The 18,137-nt window shown below is 65.6% G+C and carries 12 protein-coding genes; 5 read left to right on the top strand and 7 right to left on the bottom strand.

The features are described from left to right. The first annotated feature begins 87 nt into the window (after positions 1-87). From NLM15_RS42700 to NLM15_RS42690, 3 genes are all read left to right on the top strand, one after another. Positions 88-1,704: an acyl-CoA carboxylase subunit beta gene (locus tag NLM15_RS42700; RefSeq protein WP_254123979.1), complete on the top strand. Its 1,617-nt coding sequence runs from the start codon at positions 88-90 to the stop codon at positions 1,702-1,704. After that, the gene (locus tag NLM15_RS42695) at positions 1,701-3,674 is read left to right on the top strand and encodes an acetyl-CoA carboxylase biotin carboxylase subunit (RefSeq protein WP_254123978.1); all 1,974 of its coding nucleotides are present in this window, start codon (positions 1,701-1,703) and stop codon (positions 3,672-3,674) included. The genes NLM15_RS42700 and NLM15_RS42695 overlap by 4 nt, the downstream gene beginning before the upstream one ends. Before the next feature lie 256 nt (positions 3,675-3,930). Beyond that, on the top strand, positions 3,931-4,722 hold the full coding sequence (locus NLM15_RS42690; protein ID WP_254123977.1) for a hypothetical protein: 792 nt from the start codon (positions 3,931-3,933) through the stop codon (positions 4,720-4,722). Between the two features lie 52 nt (positions 4,723-4,774). Here the strand turns inward: NLM15_RS42690 and NLM15_RS42685 are convergent, their stop codons facing one another. From NLM15_RS42685 to NLM15_RS42655, 7 genes are all read right to left on the bottom strand, one after another. Further along, positions 4,775-5,770, bottom strand: coding sequence for an ABC transporter ATP-binding protein (locus NLM15_RS42685; RefSeq protein WP_254123976.1), 996 nt, complete (start codon positions 5,768-5,770; stop codon positions 4,775-4,777). Then, positions 5,767-6,774, bottom strand: a complete 1,008-nt coding sequence (locus tag NLM15_RS42680) for an ABC transporter ATP-binding protein (protein ID WP_254123975.1) — start codon at positions 6,772-6,774, stop codon at positions 5,767-5,769. The genes NLM15_RS42685 and NLM15_RS42680 overlap by 4 nt, the downstream gene beginning before the upstream one ends. Further along, positions 6,774-7,667: an ABC transporter permease gene (locus tag NLM15_RS42675; protein ID WP_254123974.1), complete on the bottom strand. Its 894-nt coding sequence runs from the start codon at positions 7,665-7,667 to the stop codon at positions 6,774-6,776. The genes NLM15_RS42680 and NLM15_RS42675 overlap by 1 nt, the downstream gene beginning before the upstream one ends. Positions 7,668-7,676: 9 nt before the next feature. Beyond that, entirely contained in the window at positions 7,677-8,624 is a 948-nt protein-coding gene (locus NLM15_RS42670; protein WP_254123973.1) for an ABC transporter permease, read from the bottom strand. A gap of 35 nt (positions 8,625-8,659) precedes the next feature. Then, positions 8,660-10,258, bottom strand: coding sequence for an ABC transporter substrate-binding protein (locus NLM15_RS42665; protein WP_254123972.1), 1,599 nt, complete (start codon positions 10,256-10,258; stop codon positions 8,660-8,662). A 180-nt stretch (positions 10,259-10,438) separates the two neighbouring features. Continuing rightward, complete coding sequence (locus NLM15_RS42660) at positions 10,439-11,989, bottom strand: AMP-binding protein (RefSeq protein ID WP_254123971.1); 1,551 nt, start codon at positions 11,987-11,989, stop codon at positions 10,439-10,441. Between the two features lie 18 nt (positions 11,990-12,007). Continuing rightward, positions 12,008-13,162 (bottom strand): iron-containing alcohol dehydrogenase, encoded by a 1,155-nt coding sequence (locus tag NLM15_RS42655; protein ID WP_254123970.1) that lies wholly within the window; start codon positions 13,160-13,162, stop codon positions 12,008-12,010. A gap of 476 nt (positions 13,163-13,638) precedes the next feature. Here NLM15_RS42655 and NLM15_RS42650 point away from each other — a divergent pair, with 476 nt between their 5' ends. Together NLM15_RS42650 and NLM15_RS42645 are read left to right on the top strand one after the other, a co-directional pair. Next, positions 13,639-14,856, top strand: a complete 1,218-nt coding sequence (locus NLM15_RS42650; RefSeq protein ID WP_254123969.1) for an efflux RND transporter periplasmic adaptor subunit — start codon at positions 13,639-13,641, stop codon at positions 14,854-14,856. Next, positions 14,853-18,017: an efflux RND transporter permease subunit gene (locus NLM15_RS42645; RefSeq protein ID WP_254123968.1), complete on the top strand. Its 3,165-nt coding sequence runs from the start codon at positions 14,853-14,855 to the stop codon at positions 18,015-18,017. The genes NLM15_RS42650 and NLM15_RS42645 overlap by 4 nt, the downstream gene beginning before the upstream one ends. The last annotated feature ends 120 nt before the right edge of the window (positions 18,018-18,137 follow it).

Raw genomic sequence — 18,137 nt, 5'->3', positions numbered from 1 at the left:
GCGAACTATGGTGCGCAATTGCGCACCTGGGAACCTCGAGATTCCGGGTTCGATGCTGCGCATCGCCCCGGAATGACGGAGTAAACTGTGTCCATTCTCGAAAACACCATTTCCCCCGGCAGCGCTGCCTACCACGCCAACCGCGACGGCATGCTCGGTCTGATCGACCGCATGCGCGCGTTGGAAGAGCGCACGCGGGCCGCATCGGCCGCGGCAAAGGATCGCTTCCACAAGCGAGGTCAGCTGCTGCCGCGCGAGCGCGTCGCGCTGGTGCTCGATCCCGGAGCGCCCTTCATCGAGCTGTCGACGCTCGCCGGCTACATGTTCGACGTGCCGGATGCGGGCAAGAGCGTGCCCGGCGGCGGCGTCATCGCCGGCATTGGCTTTGTCTCCGGCATCCGCTGCATGGTCAGCGCCAACGACGCCGGCATCGATGCCGGTGCGCTGCAGCCCTACGGCCTCGACAAGACGCTGCGGGTGCAGGAGCTCGCGCTGGAGAACAAGCTGCCTTACGTGCAGCTGGTCGAAAGCGCCGGCGCCAATCTGCTGCGCTACCGCGTCGAGGACTTTGTCCGCGGCGGCAACATCTTCCGCAATCTCGCGCGGCTTTCGGCGGCGGGGCTGCCCGTCGTCACGGTGACGCACGGCTCGTCCACCGCGGGCGGCGCCTACCAGACCGGTCTCTCCGACTACATCGTCATGGTGCGCGGCCGCACTCGCGCCTTCCTCGCGGGACCGCCGCTGCTGAAGGCCGCGACCGGCGAGGTTGCGACCGAGGAGGAGCTCGGGGGCGCCGAGATGCACACACAGGTCTCCGGTCTCGGCGACTATCTCGCCGAGGACGATCGCGACGCCCTGCGCATTGCGCGCGAGATCATGGCGGCGCTGGAATGGGAGCGGCCGGGCCGGGCGGCTCCGGAGTTCAAGCCGCCGCGCTACGCCCAGGACGAGCTGCTCGGCATCATGCCGATGGACCACAAGCGCCCGGTGGACATGAAGCAGGTGATCGCGCGCATCGTCGACGACTCCGACTTCACCGAGATGGCGCCGAATTACGGCCCGGCCACCGTCTGCGGCCATGCCCGCATCGAGGGCCAGGCGATCGGCATCATCACCAACAACGGCCCGCTCGATCCCGCCGGCGCCAACAAGGCGACGCATTTCATCCAGGCCTGCTGCCAGACCCGCACGCCGATCCTCTATCTCAACAACACCACCGGCTACATGGTCGGCAAGGCCTATGAAGAAGCCGGCATGATCAAGCACGGCTCGAAGATGATCCAGGCTGTGACCTCGGCGACGGTGCCGCAGATCACCATCTATTGCGGCGCCTCGTTCGGCGCCGGCAATTACGGCATGTGCGGCCGTGGCTTCCATCCGCGCTTCTGCTTCTCCTGGCCCAACGCCAAGACCGCGGTGATGGGCGGCGAGCAGGCCGCCGAGACCATGGCGATCGTGACCGAGGCAGCCGCCGCGCGCCGCGGCAAGCCGGTCGAGAAAGAGAAGCTCGATGCGATGAAGGCGCAGATCATCGGCGTGTTCGACGGCCAGATGGACGTGTTCTCGACCAGCGCGCGCGTGCTCGACGACGGCGTGATCGATCCGCGCGACACCCGCGCGGTGCTGTCGGAGGTGCTCGCGATCTGCCGCGAGGGCGATACGCGCACGCCGCAGCGCATGCAGTTTTCGGTGGCCCGCCCATGAGGAACGGATCAGTGCAGCACCGGCCGTTCTTCAAGATTCTGGTTGCCAATCGCGGCGAGATCGCTCTGCGCGTGATGCGTAGCGCGCGGCAGCTTGGCCTCGGCGTCGTCGCGGTCTATTCGGATGCGGATCGCGATGCGCTCCACGTCAAGCAGGCCGACCAGGCCGTGCGCATCGGCGAAGCCTTGCCGGCGCAGTCCTATCTCAACATCCCAGCGATCATCGCAGCCGCCAGGACGAGTGGCGCGGATGCCGTGCACCCCGGCTATGGCTTCCTCGCCGAGAACGAGGACTTCGCCCAGGCCTGCAAGGATGCCGGGCTCGTCTTCATCGGCCCGTCCCCGCAGGCGATCGAGGCGATGGGCAACAAGGCCGGCGCCAAAGAGATCATGAAGAAGGCCGGCGTTCCCTGCGTGCCCGGCTATCAGGGTGCGGACCAGGGTGACGAAGTCATGCTCGCGGAAGCCAAAAAGATCGGCTTCCCCGTGATGATCAAGGCGGTTGCCGGCGGCGGCGGGCGCGGCATGCGGCTCGTCACCGATGTAGCGTCCTTCGGCGATGCGCTGCGTAGCGCGCGGTCGGAAGCAAAGGCCGCGTTCGGCGATCCCACGGTCATCCTCGAACGCGCCATCCAGAATCCCCGGCATATCGAGATCCAGGTGTTCGGCGACAGCCACGGCAACGCCATCCATCTCGGCGAGCGCGATTGCTCGGTGCAGCGACGGCACCAGAAGCTGATCGAGGAGGCGCCGTCGCCGGCCGTGACGCCGGAGCTGCGTGCAAGAATGGGCGAGGTCGCCGTCGCTGCAGTGAAGGCGCTGCGCTACGAGGGCGCCGGCACGCTGGAATTCCTGCTCGATGCGAGCGGCGAGTTCTACTTCATGGAGATGAACACCCGCCTCCAGGTCGAGCATCCCGTGACCGAGGCGATCACCGGGCTCGATCTCGTCGAGCTGCAGCTACGCGTCGCGCGCGGCGAGCCATTGCCGGTGAAGCAGCAGGACATCAAATTCTCCGGTCATGCCATCGAGGTGCGGCTCTGCTCGGAAGATGCCGCGCAAGACTTCATGCCGCAGTCGGGCCGCATGGCGCGCTGGCAGGTGCCGGATGGCATCCGCGTCGAGCACGCGCTGCAATCGGGCTCGGAGATCCCGCCCTACTACGATTCCATGATCGCCAAGGTCATCAGCCATGGCGCGAGTCGCGAGGAGGCGAGGGGACGCCTGATCGTCGGCCTGGAGCAGCTCACGGCGTTTGGCGTGACGACCAACCAGGCGTTCCTGATGTCCTGCCTGCGTCACCCCGGATTTGCCGGAGGCGAGGCGACGACGGCGTTCATCGGAGCGCATCGCGACGCGCTGCTGGCGCCCCGGGCGGACGCCGCATTCGACACAGCGCTGGCGGGTGTGCTGCTCTACGTCACAAATCCCAGCGCGCCGTCATGGCAGCGTGGCCGTAGCCTGTCGGCCACGTTTCCCCTGCCTGCGAAAATTGATATCGCCGGCCACGCGCACGAGCTCGAAGTCACGCGCGAGCGCGATGGCAGCTACACCGTGGCCTCCGACGGCCGTCAGGACAAGTTCGAGATCGATCAGCTCGATCCCGGCGCCATCCGGTTCCACCACGACGGCGTGATGGACAGCGCAAAATTCCTGCGCGACGGCGACCGGCTCTACCTCCAGCATCGCGGCATCCCGCTCGCAGTCATCGATCTCACCCTCGCCGCGCCGAAGGCTGCCGCGGCCAATGGCGGCGACGGAAAAGTCCGCGCCGCGATGAACGGCCGCGTTGTTGCTGTTCTCGTCAAGCCGGGCGATCGCGTCACCGCCGGTCAGCCGGTGATGACGCTGGAAGCGATGAAGATGGAGCACATCCACAAGGCCGGCATCGATGGCGTGGTCGCCGCGATCGACGTCGCCGAGGGCGAGCAGGTCACGACGGGCCGGATCGTGGCCGAGATCGGGGCCTAGTCGGCGCCGCGAACGTGGTATCGTAGGGTCGGCAAAGGCGCGAAGCGCCGTGCCCACCATCGTGCGGCGATTGCGTTTGGTTTGGTGGGCACGCTTCGCTTTGCCCACCCTACGGCACTGCGCGCGTCGCGTACGGAATTCAAAAATAATTTCAAAGGGATACTGGTCTGATCGTGCTTGCGCGTAGAATCCATTGAACATTGTTCATTTTTATGCTACTAATCTTAAACGTCGCTCGATACATGCGGAGGCTTGTATGTTGCGCGCAAATAATCCTGCCCGGGAGACCGGTGCTACACTCCCCTCAGTTTCTCGCCGGCTTTCGTTCTCCGGCCTGCAAGCCCGCGAAAGCTACCTGCTCGCCGCGCTCTTCGTCCTGATGCTGGTCGCGCTGTTCGCGCCCGCGATGCCCGCCTCCGCCTGGCATATCCCGCAATTTGTCGACACTCGCACTTGGCTGGGCGTGCCCAACGCCGGTGACGTGCTGAGCAATCTCGCCTTCCTCGCGATGGGCATCTGGGGCTTGGTGAAGCTGCGCGCCAGCCGTGATGCGCCCGCGGGTGCAGGTTGCCTCTTCGTGGGCCTGATCCTCACTTGCATCGGATCGTGCTTCTATCATCTCGCCCCCGACGCGCCGCAGCGGCTCGTGGCCGATCGTCTCGGCATGGCGGTCGCGTTCGCGGGCTTTTTGGGCATCGCGGCCGACGAGCGCATCAGCGCCCGCGCCGGTCGGGCGGTGGTGGTGCTGGTCACGGTGGCCGGCCTGCTTGCGGCCTGGGTGGCGTACGAGAACCTCACGCCATGGGTGGTCGTGCAGTTCGGCGGCATGGCGCTCGCTGTCGGACTGGCGCTGACACGGCCCCGGCCCGGTGCACTCGGCGTGCCGCTCGGCGGCGTGATGTTCTTTTACGTGCTGGCCAAGCTTTTCGAGCTCGGCGACGAGACCATCTTTGAGGCGACAGGGCACATCGTCTCGGGACATACGCTCAAGCATCTGGCCGCCGCGCTGGCGGCTTGGCCGGTGATCCGGACGTTACGCAAATCGTAGGGTGGGTTAGCCCTGCGACTGCACGAAGCGCAGTTCGCTGGCGTAACCCAACCTACGGGATCGCGTTGCTCCGTCCCGTGCCGTCATTGAGCAGGCACGCCACCTGATGCCCGTCACCGGCATCCACCAGCGCCGGCCGCTCCGTCTTGCACCGCTCCATCGCGAACCGGCAGCGGGTGTGAAACGCGCAGCCCGGGGGCGGATTGACCGGGCTCGGCACGTCGCCGTCGACCAGCGGCGCGAGCTTCTTTGCAAACGGGTTCGCAACCGGCACTGAAGCGAGCAGGGCCTGCGTGTAGGGATGCCTGGGGTTTCGGAACAGATCGTCCTTGTCGGCGATCTCGACGATCCGGCCGAGATACATCACGGCGACGCGGTGGCTGATATGGGCGACCACGGCGAGGTCATGCGCGATGAAGAGATAGGAGAAGCCGTGCTGGCGTTGCAGGTCGATCAGCAGGTTGATCACCTGCGCCTGGATCGAGACGTCGAGCGCCGACACCGGCTCGTCGCAGACGATCAGGCGGGGCTCCAGCGCCAGCGCCCTTGCGATGCAGATGCGCTGGCGCTGGCCGCCCGAAAATTGATGCGGGAAATTGCGCATCTGGTCGGGCCGCAAGCCTACCTGTTCGAACAGTTTTGCGACGCGCGTCTCCAGCGCCTTGCCGGTCGCGAGGCCATGCACGGCCAGCGGCTCGCCGACGATGTCGCCTGCGGTCATGCGCGGATTGAGCGAAGCAAACGGGTCCTGGAACACGATCTGCATCGAACGGCGGTGCGGGCGCAGCGCCGTCTTGGAGAGATGGGTGATATCCTCGCCCTCGAGGCGGATCTGGCCCGAGGTGGGTTCGACCAGCCGCAGCACGCTGCGCGCCACCGTCGACTTGCCGCAGCCGGACTCGCCGACGAGGCCGAGCGTCTCGCCGATGCCGAGCGCAAACGAGACGCCGTCGACCGCGTGCACGGTGCCGACTTGCCGCCGCAACACGCCAGCGCGCACCGGATAATGCTTCTTGAGGTCGGTGACTTCGAGCAGGGCTTCGGTCATGCCACCTCCGCCACTTCGGCCGCGCGCCAGCATGCGGCGAGATGGCCGCCGCCCCAATCCGTGAGCGGCGGATATTCGGCTTCGCAGCGCTTGATCGCGAGCTTGCAGCGCGGCGCGAAGGCGCAGCCTTTCGGTAGCCGCACCAGCGAGGGCACGGTGCCGGGGATCTCGTTCAGCCGCTCCTGCGCGGCGACGCCGGACGCCGGCACGGCCGGGATCGAGGCCATCAGCCCGCGCGTATAGGGATGCTTTGGCGAAGCGAACAGCGCCTCGACGCTGGCCTCCTCGACCTTCCGTCCCGCGTACATCACGATCACGCGCTGCGCGGTCTGCGCCACGACGCCGAGATCATGCGTGATCAGCACGAGGCCGGTGCCGAGCTCCTTCTGGAGGTCGAGGATCAGCGCCAGGATCTGCGCCTGGATGGTGACGTCGAGCGCGGTGGTCGGCTCGTCAGCGATCAAGAGCGCCGGCCGGCACGCCAGCGCCATCGCGATCATCGCGCGCTGGCGCATGCCGCCGGAGAGCTGATGCGGATATTCCCTTGCACGCCGGGCCGGCTCGGGGATGCGCACCAGCCGCAGCATCTCGACCGCGATGTCATGTGCCTCCCTGGCCGAGATGTGCCGGTGCAGCCGGACGGCTTCGACGATCTGGTCGCCGATCCGCATCACCGGATTGAGCGAGGTCATCGGCTCCTGGAAGATCATCGAGATGCGGTTGCCCCTGACTGCGCGCATCTGCGCTTCATTCAGCGCCAGCAAATCGGTGCCTTCAAGCGAGACCGAGCCGCCGACGATGCGGCCGGGCGGATCGGGCACCAGCCGCATCAGCGACAGGGCGGTGACGCTCTTGCCGCAGCCGGATTCGCCGACGATCGCCAGCGTCTCGCCGCGCTTTACGGTGAAGGAGATATCGTCGACGGCCTTGAACAGGCCGGAGTTCGTGAAGAACACCGTCTTCAGGTTCTTCACATCGAGCACGAGATCGGATTGTTTTGCCATCAGCCGCGCTGCCGGGGATCGAGGATGTCGCGCAGGGCGTCGCCGAACAGATTGGCGCCGAACACGGCGAGACTGATGGCGATGCCCGGAAAGATCACCAGCCACGGCGCCGTGCGGACATATTCGGCGGCGGACTCCGACAGCATGCGACCCCAGGACGGATAAGGCTCGGGAATGCCGAGGCCGAGGAAGGAGAGCGAGGCCTCGGTGAGGATGGTCGAGCCGAGCTGGGCTGTCGCGAGCACGATCAGCGGCGCCAGCGTGTTCGGCAGCACGTGGCGGAGCGCGATGCGCACCTCGCTCATGCCGATCGACTTGGCGGCCTCGACGAAGGGTTGCTCGCGCAGCGCCAGCGTGTTGGCGCGGATGACGCGCGACACGGTCGGGATCAGCGGGATCGCGATGGCGATGATGACGTTCGGCAGCGACGGGCCGAGCGCGGCCGTCATGATCAGGGCCAGAACCAGCAGCGGCAAGGCCTGGAGAACGTCGGAGACGCGCTGGAACACGAGGTCGACCCAGCCGGAGAGATAGCCGGAGGTCAGGCCGACGATCACGCCGATCGCGCCGCCGAGCGCGGTCGAGCCGATGCCGACCGCGAGCGAGATCCGCGCGCCGTGGATGATCCGGCTGAACACGTCGCGACCGAAGGAATCGGTGCCCATCCAGTGCGCCCAGCTCGGGCGGGCCAGGGCACGTGCGGCATCGACCGTGAGGGGATCATAGCGCGCGATGAAGTCGGCGAAGATGGCCGTGAGCACGAACACCGTCATGATGACGAGCCCGGCCGCACCCAGCACGTGCCGTTGCGCCAGGAACAGCACGCGCCGCCAGCCGCCGGTCGCATGGGCCCCGGCGCGCCTCAGTTCAACGTCGAAGTCGATCGCAGCCAAGCTGATCTCCTAATCCGTGTACCTGATACGTGGATCGAACACGGCGTAGAGCATGTCGACGATGAAATTCGCGCTCACCACCACGACCGCAATCAGCATCACGAGGTTCTGCACGATCGGATAGTCGCGCCAGCGGATCGCCTCGACCAGGAAGCGGGCGACGCCGGGGATGTTGAACACGGTCTCGGTGACGATCAGGCCGCCGATCAGGAACGCCGCCTCGATGCCGATCACGGTGATGACGGGCAGGATCGCGTTCTTCAGCGCGTGATGATAGTTCACCGCCGCATCCGATGCGCCCTTGGCGCGGGCGGTGCGGATATAGTCCTGCCGGAGCACCTCCAGCATCGAAGAGCGGGTGATGCGCATGGTCAGCGCCGCGCTGCGGAAGCCGACCGCGGCGGCGGGAACGGCGTAGGTCGCGAACGCCTCCAGCCAGGTCTGTGGATTGGGATTGAAGATCGGCATCTGGCCGAACATCGCCACCGAGGCGGTGAGGATCAGCAGGCCGAGCCAGAACGAGGGCAGCGACAGGCCGCTCAGGCTGACGACACGGAGCGCGTAGTCGAGCCGCGTGCCCTGCTTCACCGCACTGATGACGCCCAAGGGAATGCCGATCGAGGCCGAGAACAACAGCGCCAGGCCGGCGAGCCGCGCGGTGATCGGAATCCGCGGCAGGATCTCTTGAAGCGCGGGCTTCTCGGAGACGTAGGAGTAGCCGAAATCGCCGCGCAGGAAGCCGCTGATCCAGTGCCAATATTGCACGATCAGCGGCTGGTCGATGCCGAGCTCCTTCTCCAGATTGGCCTTGTCGGCAGGATCGACATAGCCGGCAGCGGCGAACAGGATATCGACGATGTTGCCGGGCACGATGCGCAGCAGGAAGAAGATGACGACCGAGATCCCGAACAGGGTCACGAGCATCAGGAACAGGCGCCGCACCAGATAGGCAAACATGCATCGCCTCCTGTCGAAACTGTCAGCCGCTAGCGCTACTTGTCCATCCAGACGTCCTCGTACCGGTACCCATTATAGGAGCTGTTCGACATCACGGTCACGCCCTTGACGTAAGGCTGCCAGCAGGAGCCGGTGCGCGCGTGGAAGATGATCGGGCGGGCGACGTCCTCCTGCAACTTCTTGTCGATGTCCCACACCAGCTTCTTGCGCTTGTTGACGTCGGTTTCCTGCGACTGCACGTCGAACAGCTTCTCGATCTCCTTGTTGCAGTAATTGGTGTAATTGCGCTCGGAACCGCAGGAATAGTTCTCGTAGAACGACTGGTCGGGGTCGTCGACCGCATTGCCGGTCAGATTGAGCCCGAGCATGTAGTCCTTGCGTGCGACCTTCGGGAACCAGTTCGCGGTTTCGACGACATCGAGCTCGCCGTCGATATAGATGCTCTTGAGCTGGTCGATCAGGATCACCGCGGGATCGCGGTAGACAGGGATGTTGCGGGTCGAGACCTTGACGGCGAGGTGCTTGTCCGGCCCGTAACCGGCCTTTTGCATCAGTTTTTTGGCTGCCTCGCGGTTGGCGTTCACATCGGGGCCATAGCCCGGAATGGTCTCGAGCATCTCCTTCGGCATGCCCCACAACCCGTTCGGCTGCGGCAGCAAGGTGCCGCCGATGTCGCCCTGGCCCTCGAACATGATCGAGATGAACGCCTTGCGGTCCAGCGACAGCGCCATGGCGCGGCGGATGTCGATATTGTCGAACGGCGGTGCCGACGAATTGACGATGATGTTGGTCGCGACGTTGTTGGGCTCGACCACGCAGACCGCATTCGGCGCCTGCGATTTGACGTCTTTGAGCAGCGGAATGCTCACTTCGGTCGGGAAGGCCATGTCGAACTTGCCGGCGACGAAGGCGAGGATCGCTGTCGAGCGGTTCGGAATGATGGTGAACTCGATGCCGTCGAGATAGGGCCGGCCCTTGCGCCAATAGTCGGGATTGCGGGTCAGCTTGATCGATTCATTGGCCTTGAATTCGACGAACTTGAACGGACCGGTGCCGATCGGATGCGTGCGCATGTCGCCGGGCGAGACGTGGCAGGGATAGACCGGCGTGTAGCCGGAGGCGAGCAGCGCCAGCAGCGACGGCTGCGGCCGCTTCAGGTTGAAGGAAACCTCGAGGTCGCCGTTGGTGGAGACGTCGTTGACCTGTTCGTACCAGGTCTTGCGCGGGTTCTGACGGAACTTCTGCTGCGACTTGCCCATCAGCATGTCGAAGGTGCATTTGACGTCCGCCGAGGTAAACGGCTTGCCGTCATGCCATTTCACGCCCTGGCGCAGCTTGAAGGTCAGCGTCTTGTTGTCGTTCACCCAGGCCCAGCTCTCGGCGAGCTCGGGCACGATGTTGTCCATCCTGTTCTGGGCTTCGTCCTGCTTGTAGATGACGAGGTTGTTGAAAACAGGCATGAAGGGAACATTGAGCGAGTAGGTCGCGCCTTCATGGATCGAGGCATTGCCGGGGCTGTCGCGGTGGTACATCCGCAGGATCCCCCCCTGCTTGGGCTCGCCGGCGAGCGTGGTGGTTGAGGCCGTCAGCACAGATAGCGCCGCCATCACGGCAAGCGCCCACACGCTCCGCATGCTCATCCTCCCTGGACAACGGCCTTTTCGGCCTGTTTGTCAGACGATAGCGACGCGCGTGCAGCGAGGCAACCCGCAAGGCCAATAGCCGTCTCGACAATTCGGATGACGGAAAGCCGCAGGGGTTTCACATTCTCATCATGTGAGAGTGCAGGTGCGAACGTGCTGAGCGGCGCCCCCTCACACGATCCGCGACGACTTGTTCCCCCAATACCGATCCCGCAGCAGCCGCTTGTACAGCTTGCCCGTCGGCAGCCGCGGCAGCTCCTTCTCGAAATCGACCGAGCGCGGCACCTTCTGCCGCGACAGCGACTGGCCGCAGAAGGTGATCAGTTCGTCGGCCAGCGCAGGCCCCGGCACCACGCCGGGCATCGGCTGCACCACCGCCTTCACCTCTTCGCCGAGATCGGGATTGGGCACGCCGAACACGGCGGCATCGGCGACCTTCGGATGGGTGATCAGCAGGTTTTCGCATTCCTGCGGGTAGATGTTCACCCCGCCGGAGATGATCATGAAGGTGGCGCGGTCGGTGAGATAGAGGAAGCGATCCTCGTCGACATAGCCGACGTCGCCCACCGTGCTCATGCTGCCGTCGGCCGAGCGCGCCTCTTTGGTTTTCTCGGGGTCGTTGAAATATTCGAACGGCGATCCCGTCTTGAACCACACCTGGCCCGGCGTGCCGGTCGGGCACGCCTTCATGTTCTCGTCGAGAATGTGGAGGTCGCCAAGCAGCACCTTGCCGACGGTGCCGCGATGGGCGAGCCATTCCGCGCTGTTGCACGCCGTGAAGCCGAGCCCCTCGGTCGCGCCGTAATATTCGTGGATGATCGGCCCCCACCATTTGATCATGTCGTCCTTGACCAGCGCCGGGCAGGGCGCGGCGGCGTGGATCGCGATCTCGAGCGACGACAGGTCGTAGCGGCTGCGCACCTCCTCCGGCAACTTGAGCAGGCGCGAGAACATCGTCGGCACCAGCTGGGTGTGGGTGATACCCCATTGCTCGACGAGCTGGAGATAGCGCTCGGGATCGAAAGTCTCCATGATGATCACGGTGCCGCCCATGCGGATCGTGAGGTTCACGGCCGCCTGCGGCGCGGAGTGATAGAGCGGCGCCGGCGACAGATAGACCATGCCCTCGCGGTAGTGCCAAAGCTTTGTCAGGAAATCGAACAGCGGCAGATTATGCTTTGGCGGTTCCTCCGGCAGCGGCCGCAGGATGCCTTTCGGCCGTCCGGTCGTGCCGGATGAGTAGAGCATGGCGGTGCCCAGCCACTCATCCGCGATCGGTGTTGTCGGCAGGTCCGCGGTCACCTCGGCAAGGCCGACGATGCGGTCGCTCTCTCCAGGGCCGTCGGCGACGATGCAGAGCTTGATATCAGGACAGGCCTTGATCGCCTCGCGCGCGATATCGAGCTTTGCAACGGACGTGATCAGGATTTTCGACTGGCTGTTGACCAGGAGATAGGCGAGCTCGCCCGGCGTCAGGAACGAGTTGATGCAGGTGTAGTACATCCCCGAGCGCTCGCCCGCACCGCAGGCTTCGAGATAGTGCGAATTGTTCTCCATGAAGATCGAGTAGTGGTCGAGCCGCTTCAAGCCGTGCTTGCGGAACAGATGCGCGAGGCGGTTGCTGCGCGCATCGAGCTCGCGATAGGTGACGGCCTCGCCGGTCGCAGCCATGATGAAGGCCGGCTGGAGCGGGCGTAGACGGGCATGCTGACCTGGATACATCAGTCCTCCGGCTTTGAACTATGCGGCAAGAAACAGGATTTCGCGCAACTGCGCGGGGCCGTCGATCTTGCGCGGATTGCGTGGGATCCAGTTCGTGCGCATCGCAGCATCCGCGATGGCGTCGAAACTATCCGGCGAGACGCCCACCTCAGCGAGGCTGCGCGGCATGCCGAGCGAGCGGATGAAGGCATCGAGCACGTCGGCGGCGTTGTGCCCGGGAAAGCCCATCGCGGCGGCGACGATCATCTGGCGCTCGGCATTGGCGCTCGCATTCCAGCGCATCACCGCCGGCAGCATGATGCAGGAGGTGTGGCCGTGCGGCACGTCGAAGGCCGCGCCCAGCACATAGCCAATGCCGTGGCTTGCACCCATCGGCACGCCGGCGGCGAGCGCGCCCATCGACAGCCAGGTGCCGATCTGCGCATCCATGCGGGCGTCGAGGTCGGCAGGGTCGGCCTTCACCCGCGGCAGCGCGTCGGCGAGCATGGCGAGGCCCTTGACCGATTGCGCGTCGGCATAAGGATGCGTCTCGCGCGAGCAGATCGCCTCGACGCAATGGTCGACGGCGCGGATGCCGGTGGAGAGGAACAACCATTCCGGCGTGTGCACGGTGATGGCGGGATCGAGGATGGTCGCGCGCGGCACCGTGAGCGGATGTCGCAGCATCTGCTTCACATGCGTGCCGCGGTCGGTGACGCCCGCGATCGCGCTGAACTCGCCGCCGGCGATCGTGGTCGGAACGCTGACCTGTCGCACGCTTGGCGCGGTCATCTCGGGTGCGACGCCCTTGTGGACGCGGATGCGCTCGATGCCGTCGATATCGTCGATGCCGTTGGCGAGGCAGAGCTGCACCGCCTTGGCGCCGTCGGTGATCGAGCCGCCGCCCACGGTGACGATCAGGTCCGCGCCGGCCTCGCGCGCCGCGTTAGTCGCTGCGATCACCGCCTCGCGCGGCGTATGCGCCGGCATGGCATCGAACAGGCCGGCGCAGCGGGCGCCGAGTGCTTCCTTGATCTTGGTGATTTCGTCGGTCTGCCGGTTGAGCGTGCCGGAGACCATCAGGAAGGCACGGCGCGTCCCCAGCCGGTCCATCTGCGCAACGACGGCCTCGGCCGCGGGATGGCCGAACACGACCTCCTCGGTCGCGCCGTAAACGACACGTCCCTGGTGCACGCCTGTCCTCCCCGGACAATCCGTCTTTGTTCTTGTGGCGCCAATCTAGCCGAGCCCGCCGTGCCCGTCATGTGCGAAGACGCTGGCCGTTTCTTCTCCCTCTCCCCGCTTGCGGGGAGAGGGTTGGGGTGAGGGGGCTTTCTGCGAGGAAGGTGAGAGTGGGACTCGCGGAGACTCCCCCTCACCCGGATCGCATCTTGCGATGCGCTCCGGCCTCTCCCCGCAGGCGGGGAGAGGCGAAGAAGGCAGCCCCCTCCATTCATGAGCACGGCGAATAAGTCTATTCGCGTCCCGCGCACCAACCGCCGCGTGCGTGCCTATCTCTCTCCGTTGTCAACCCGCCATCCGGCCAGGGCATCCGTTCGGGCAATGCGCGTGTATTGGTCTTGAAGATTTCATTATCGCCGCCCATCCTGTGGCGCCCGCGGGGCGACGCGTACCCTGCTTTTTCCGCGGCTTTGATGCGAGGACCTGGGATGACTGGACTGGACGGAAGCGAGCCACTTGTCAAAAAGCACGATTTCGTTCGATCGCGACCTTTCGCAATTGCCGGTCTCCTCGCCGCGGCAATAGCTCTTACCGGTTGCGACAGGCCCGCCTCGCAGGCGGGCGCTCCGCCGCCTGCGCCGGTTACCGTCGCCCAGCCGGTCAAGCGCACCGTCACCGATTGGGACGAGTTCACCGGCCGCTTCGAGGCGGTCGAGGAGGTGCAGGTGCGCCCCCGTGTCGGCGGCTTCGTCAACTCCGTCGAATTCCAGGACGGCGCGATCGTGCGTCAGGGCGACCTGCTCTACGTCATCGACCCGCGCCCGTTCGAGGCAGTCGCCGAGCAGGCCGACGGCCAGTTGTCCGACGCGCGTGCCAAGGTGGAGCTTGCCAAGCGCGAGCTCGACCGTGGCCTGAACCTGGTCCAGACCAGCGCGGTCTCCGAGCAGGCCGTCGACCAGCGCCGCCAGGCCTTGCAGGCTGCGCACGCCGCGGAGACGCAGGCCTCAGGTGCGCTGAAGGCCGCCCGGCTCAACATCGAGTTCACGCATGTGACCGCACCGATCACCGGCCGGGTCAGCCGCCATCTCGTCAGCCCCGGCAATCTCGTGCAGGGCAGCGACAACGGCGCTTCGACGCTACTGACCTCGATCGTGACGCTCGACCCGATCTACGTCTATTTCGACATGGATGAGGCGACCTTCATCAAATACAGCAAGCTGTGGTTCGAAGGCCGCCGCCCGAGCTCGCGCGACACCGCGAATCCGGTGCAGGTGACGCTCGCCGGCGAGACCAAGCCGTCGCATGAGGGCACCATCAACTTCCTCGACAACCGCCTCGATGTCTCCACCGGCACGCTGCGCAGCCGCGCCGTGATCAAGAACACCGATCTCTCGATCCTGCCGGGCCAGTTCGGCCGCGTCCGCCTGATCGGCAGCGCGCCCTACGAGGCGCTGCTGATTCCCGACGTCGCGGTCGCGACCGACCAGTCCCGTAAGATCGTGTTCGTCGTGAAGCCGGACGACACCGTCGAGGCGCGCCCCGTGGTGCTGGGTCCGCTCGACGACGGCCTGCGCGTGATTCGCGAGGGGCTGAAGGCGGAGGACCGCGTCATCGTCAACGGCATCCAGCGCGCCCGCGTCGGCGCCAAGGTCGCCCCGTCTCCCGCACCCGCGCCGGCCGGTGGCAAGCCCGGTGACAAGTCATGAACCTTGGCCGTCTCTCCATCAACCAGCCCATCCTGGCGATGGTGCTGTCGATCGTGCTGCTGATCGTCGGCGCGCTCGCCTATACGACGCTGCCCGTCTCCGAATATCCGCAAGTGGTGCCGCCGACCGTCGTGGTCACCACGCAATATCCCGGCGCCTCCGCGCAAACCGTGTCCGACACGGTCGCAGCTCCCATCGAGCAGGAGATCAACGGCGTCGAGGACATGCTGTATCTCTACAGCCAGGCGACCTCGAACGGCCAGCTCACCATCACCGTCACCTTCAAGCTCGGCACCGATCTCGACAAGGCCCAGGTGCTGGTGCAGAACCGCGTCGCGATCGCGCAGCCGCGTCTGCCTGAAGAGGTTCAGCGCAACGGCGTCACCACACGCAAGAACTCGCCCGACATCCTGATGGTCGTGTTCATGCTGTCGCCCGACGACACCTTCGACCAGCTCTACATCTCCAACTACGCGTTGCTCCAGGTCCGCGACCAGCTGCTCCGGATCGACGGCGTCGGCGACATCCAGATCTTCGGCGCGCGCGACTATTCGATGCGGCTCTGGCTCGACCCGGATCGAATCGCCAATCTCGGCCTGACCTCGACCGAAGTCCTGGCCGCGATCCGTGCGCAGAACGTGCAGATCGCGGGCGGCCAGATCGCCGAACCGCCGATCGCCGACCGCGCCTTCCAGCCGAACCTCACCTTTACCGGCCGGTTGAAGGACCAGAAGCAGTTCGAGGACATCCTGATCAAGGCCGGCTCCGACGGCCGCACCGTGCGCCTGCGCGACGTCGCCCGCATCGAGCTCGGGGCGCTCGCCTACAGCACCAACAGCTTCCTGTTGCGCAAATCGGCGGTGGCCATGCTGGTGACCCAGCGGCCGGGATCGAACGCGCTCGCGACGGCAAAGAACATCTCCGACACGATGGTGAAGCTCAAGGAGGTCTTTCCCAAGGGCCTCGACTACAACATCGGCTACAACCCGACCGAGTTCATCGCGCAGTCCGTCCACGAGCTGATCAAGACCATCTATGAGGCCATGCTGCTCGTGGTCATCGTGGTGTTGGTGTTCCTCCAGGGCTGGCGACCCGCGATCATTCCGATCATCGCGATCCCGGTTTCGCTGGTCGGCACCTTCGCGGTGATGGCGGCGCTCGGCTTCTCCATCAACAATCTCACGCTGTTCGGCCTCGTGCTCGCGGTCGGCATCGTGGTCGACGACGCCATCGTGGTGGTCGAGAATGTCGAGCGGCATCTCGAGCACGGCATGAGTCGGCGCGACGCGGCGCTGAAAACCATGGAGGAGGTCGGCGGCGCCCTGGTCTCGATCGCGCTGGTGCTGTGCGCGGTGTTCGTCCCCACCGCATTCCTCGGCGGCATCTCCGGGCAGTTCTTCCAGCAATTTGCCGTCACCATTGCGGTGGCGACCGCGATCTCCTGCTTCTGCTCGCTGACGCTGTCGCCGGCGCTGGCCTCGCTGATCCTCACACCGCACGAGGAGAAACGACCGCCGGCTGCCTGGAACGTCATTGCGCGCGGTTGGAACGCTTTCACTGGCGTGTTCAATCGCGTGTTCGACCGGCTCGCGCATGGCTATGCCGGCCTCGCCAATTTCGTGATCCGGCATTCGGTGGTGATGATCCTGATCTATATTGTGCTGATCGGCAGTGCCGGCTGGCTGATCGGGACCACGTCGCAAGGCTTTATTCCGGCGCAGGACCGCGGCTACGTCATCATCTCCGTGCAATTGCCGGGCGCGGCGTCGCTGGCGCGGACCACGGAGATCGTCCGCGAGATCGAGCGGATCTCGCTGGATACGCCGGGCATCGTCCGTGTTGCCGCTTTCGCGGGCTTCTCCGGCGCGACGCGGACGCAGGCCGGCAACGCGGCCGCACTGTTTCCGGTGTTCGATGAACCCGAGGTGCGCCTGAAGAAGGGGCTGACGGCGAACGCCATCACGGCCGAGCTGCGCAAGCGGCTCTCCGTGCTCCAGGGCGCGTTCATCATCGTCATTCCGCCGCCAGCCGTGCCCGGCATCGGCACCGGCGGCGGCTTCACCATCCGCATCCAGGACCGCCAGGGCCGCGGGCCGGAGCTGCTCGCCGCAGCCACCGACGAGCTTGTCGCAGCGGCGCGCAAATCGCCTTCGCTGCTCGGTCCCACGGTGTTCTCGCCGTTCTCGGCCAACACGCCGCAGCTCTTCGTCGACATCGATCGCACCAAGGCGCAAAAACTCGGCGTACCCATCGCCAGCATCAACGACACGATCCAGACCTATTTCGGATCGACCTATGTCAACGACTTCAACCTGTTCGGCCGCACCTATCACGTCACCGCGCAAGCGGACTTCCCGTTCCGCAAGGAGCCAAGCGACCTCTCACGCCTGCGCACGCGCAACGCCTCCGGCGACATGGTGATGCTGGGCAGCGTGGTCGAGTTCAAGGATGTCTCTGGCCCCGACCGCGTCGCGCGCTACAATCTCTATGCGGCGTCCGAATTGCAGGGCGAGCCGGCGCCGGGCACCAGCTCGACCACCGCGCTCAACACGATCAAGAAGCTCGCGGACGACACTCTGCCGAGCGGCTTCACCTTCGAATGGACCGACCTGTCCTATCAGCAGGTCACCGGCGGCAATGCCGGTCTCTACGTGTTCCCGATCTGCGTGCTGTTCGTCTATCTCGTGCTCGCTGCGCAGTATGGCAGCTGGACCCTGCCGTTCGCGGTGATCCTGATCGTGCCGATGTGCCTGCTCGCTGCCACCATCGGCGTGCGCATCATGGGCCAGGACGTCAACATCCTCACCCAAATCGGCTTCGTCGTGCTGGTGGGGCTGGCGGCAAAGAACGCGATCCTGATCGTCGAATTCGCGCGCGACATCGAGAACGAGGGCAAGCCGCGGCTGGAGGCGGTGATCGACGCCTGCCGCCTGCGACTGCGGCCGATCCTGATGACCTCCTTCGCCTTCATCCTCGGCGTGCTGCCGCTGGTGATCTCGAGCGGCTCCGGCTCGGAGATGCGGCAGGCGGTCGGTGTTGCCGTGTTCTTCGGCATGATCGGCGTCACCCTGTTCGGGCTGCTGTTCACCCCGATCTTCTATGTGGTGGTGCGGAACCTGGCGGAAGGGCGGCGCGACAAGAAGCCGGAGGCGGTGGCCTGACGGTCAGGCGGCCACCGGTGCGTCCTCAATCACAGTGTTGTCCCCGCGAAAGCGGGGACCCATAACCCCAGGGGGGTGTGTGGGGCAAAGGGGCAACCACGAGTCTTCGCCAAACCTCTC

Origin of the sequence: Bradyrhizobium sp. CCGB20 (genome assembly GCF_024199855.1) — a bacterium.
In the GTDB taxonomy this organism is placed as follows: Bacteria; Pseudomonadota; Alphaproteobacteria; order Rhizobiales; family Xanthobacteraceae; genus Bradyrhizobium.
Note: the sequence above shows the minus strand (reverse complement) of the source record. Positions and strands in the feature narration are given on the sequence as shown.

Bases quoted from the DNA above. Each gene is read 5' to 3' on its own strand.
- NLM15_RS42695 (WP_254123978.1), top strand. From the start codon at position 1,701: ATGAGGAACGGATCAGTGCAGCACCGGCCGTTCTTCAAGATTCTGGTT.
- NLM15_RS42690 (WP_254123977.1), top strand. From the start codon at position 3,931: ATGTTGCGCGCAAATAATCCTGCCCGGGAGACCGGTGCTACACTCCCC.
- NLM15_RS42685 (WP_254123976.1), bottom strand. From the start codon at position 5,770: ATGACCGAAGCCCTGCTCGAAGTCACCGACCTCAAGAAGCATTATCCG.
- NLM15_RS42680 (WP_254123975.1), bottom strand. From the start codon at position 6,774: ATGGCAAAACAATCCGATCTCGTGCTCGATGTGAAGAACCTGAAGACG.
- NLM15_RS42670 (WP_254123973.1), bottom strand. From the start codon at position 8,624: ATGTTTGCCTATCTGGTGCGGCGCCTGTTCCTGATGCTCGTGACCCTG.
- NLM15_RS42665 (WP_254123972.1), bottom strand. From the start codon at position 10,258: ATGCGGAGCGTGTGGGCGCTTGCCGTGATGGCGGCGCTATCTGTGCTG.
- NLM15_RS42660 (WP_254123971.1), bottom strand. From the start codon at position 11,989: ATGTATCCAGGTCAGCATGCCCGTCTACGCCCGCTCCAGCCGGCCTTC.
- NLM15_RS42650 (WP_254123969.1), top strand. From the start codon at position 13,639: ATGACTGGACTGGACGGAAGCGAGCCACTTGTCAAAAAGCACGATTTC.
- NLM15_RS42645 (WP_254123968.1), top strand. From the start codon at position 14,853: ATGAACCTTGGCCGTCTCTCCATCAACCAGCCCATCCTGGCGATGGTG.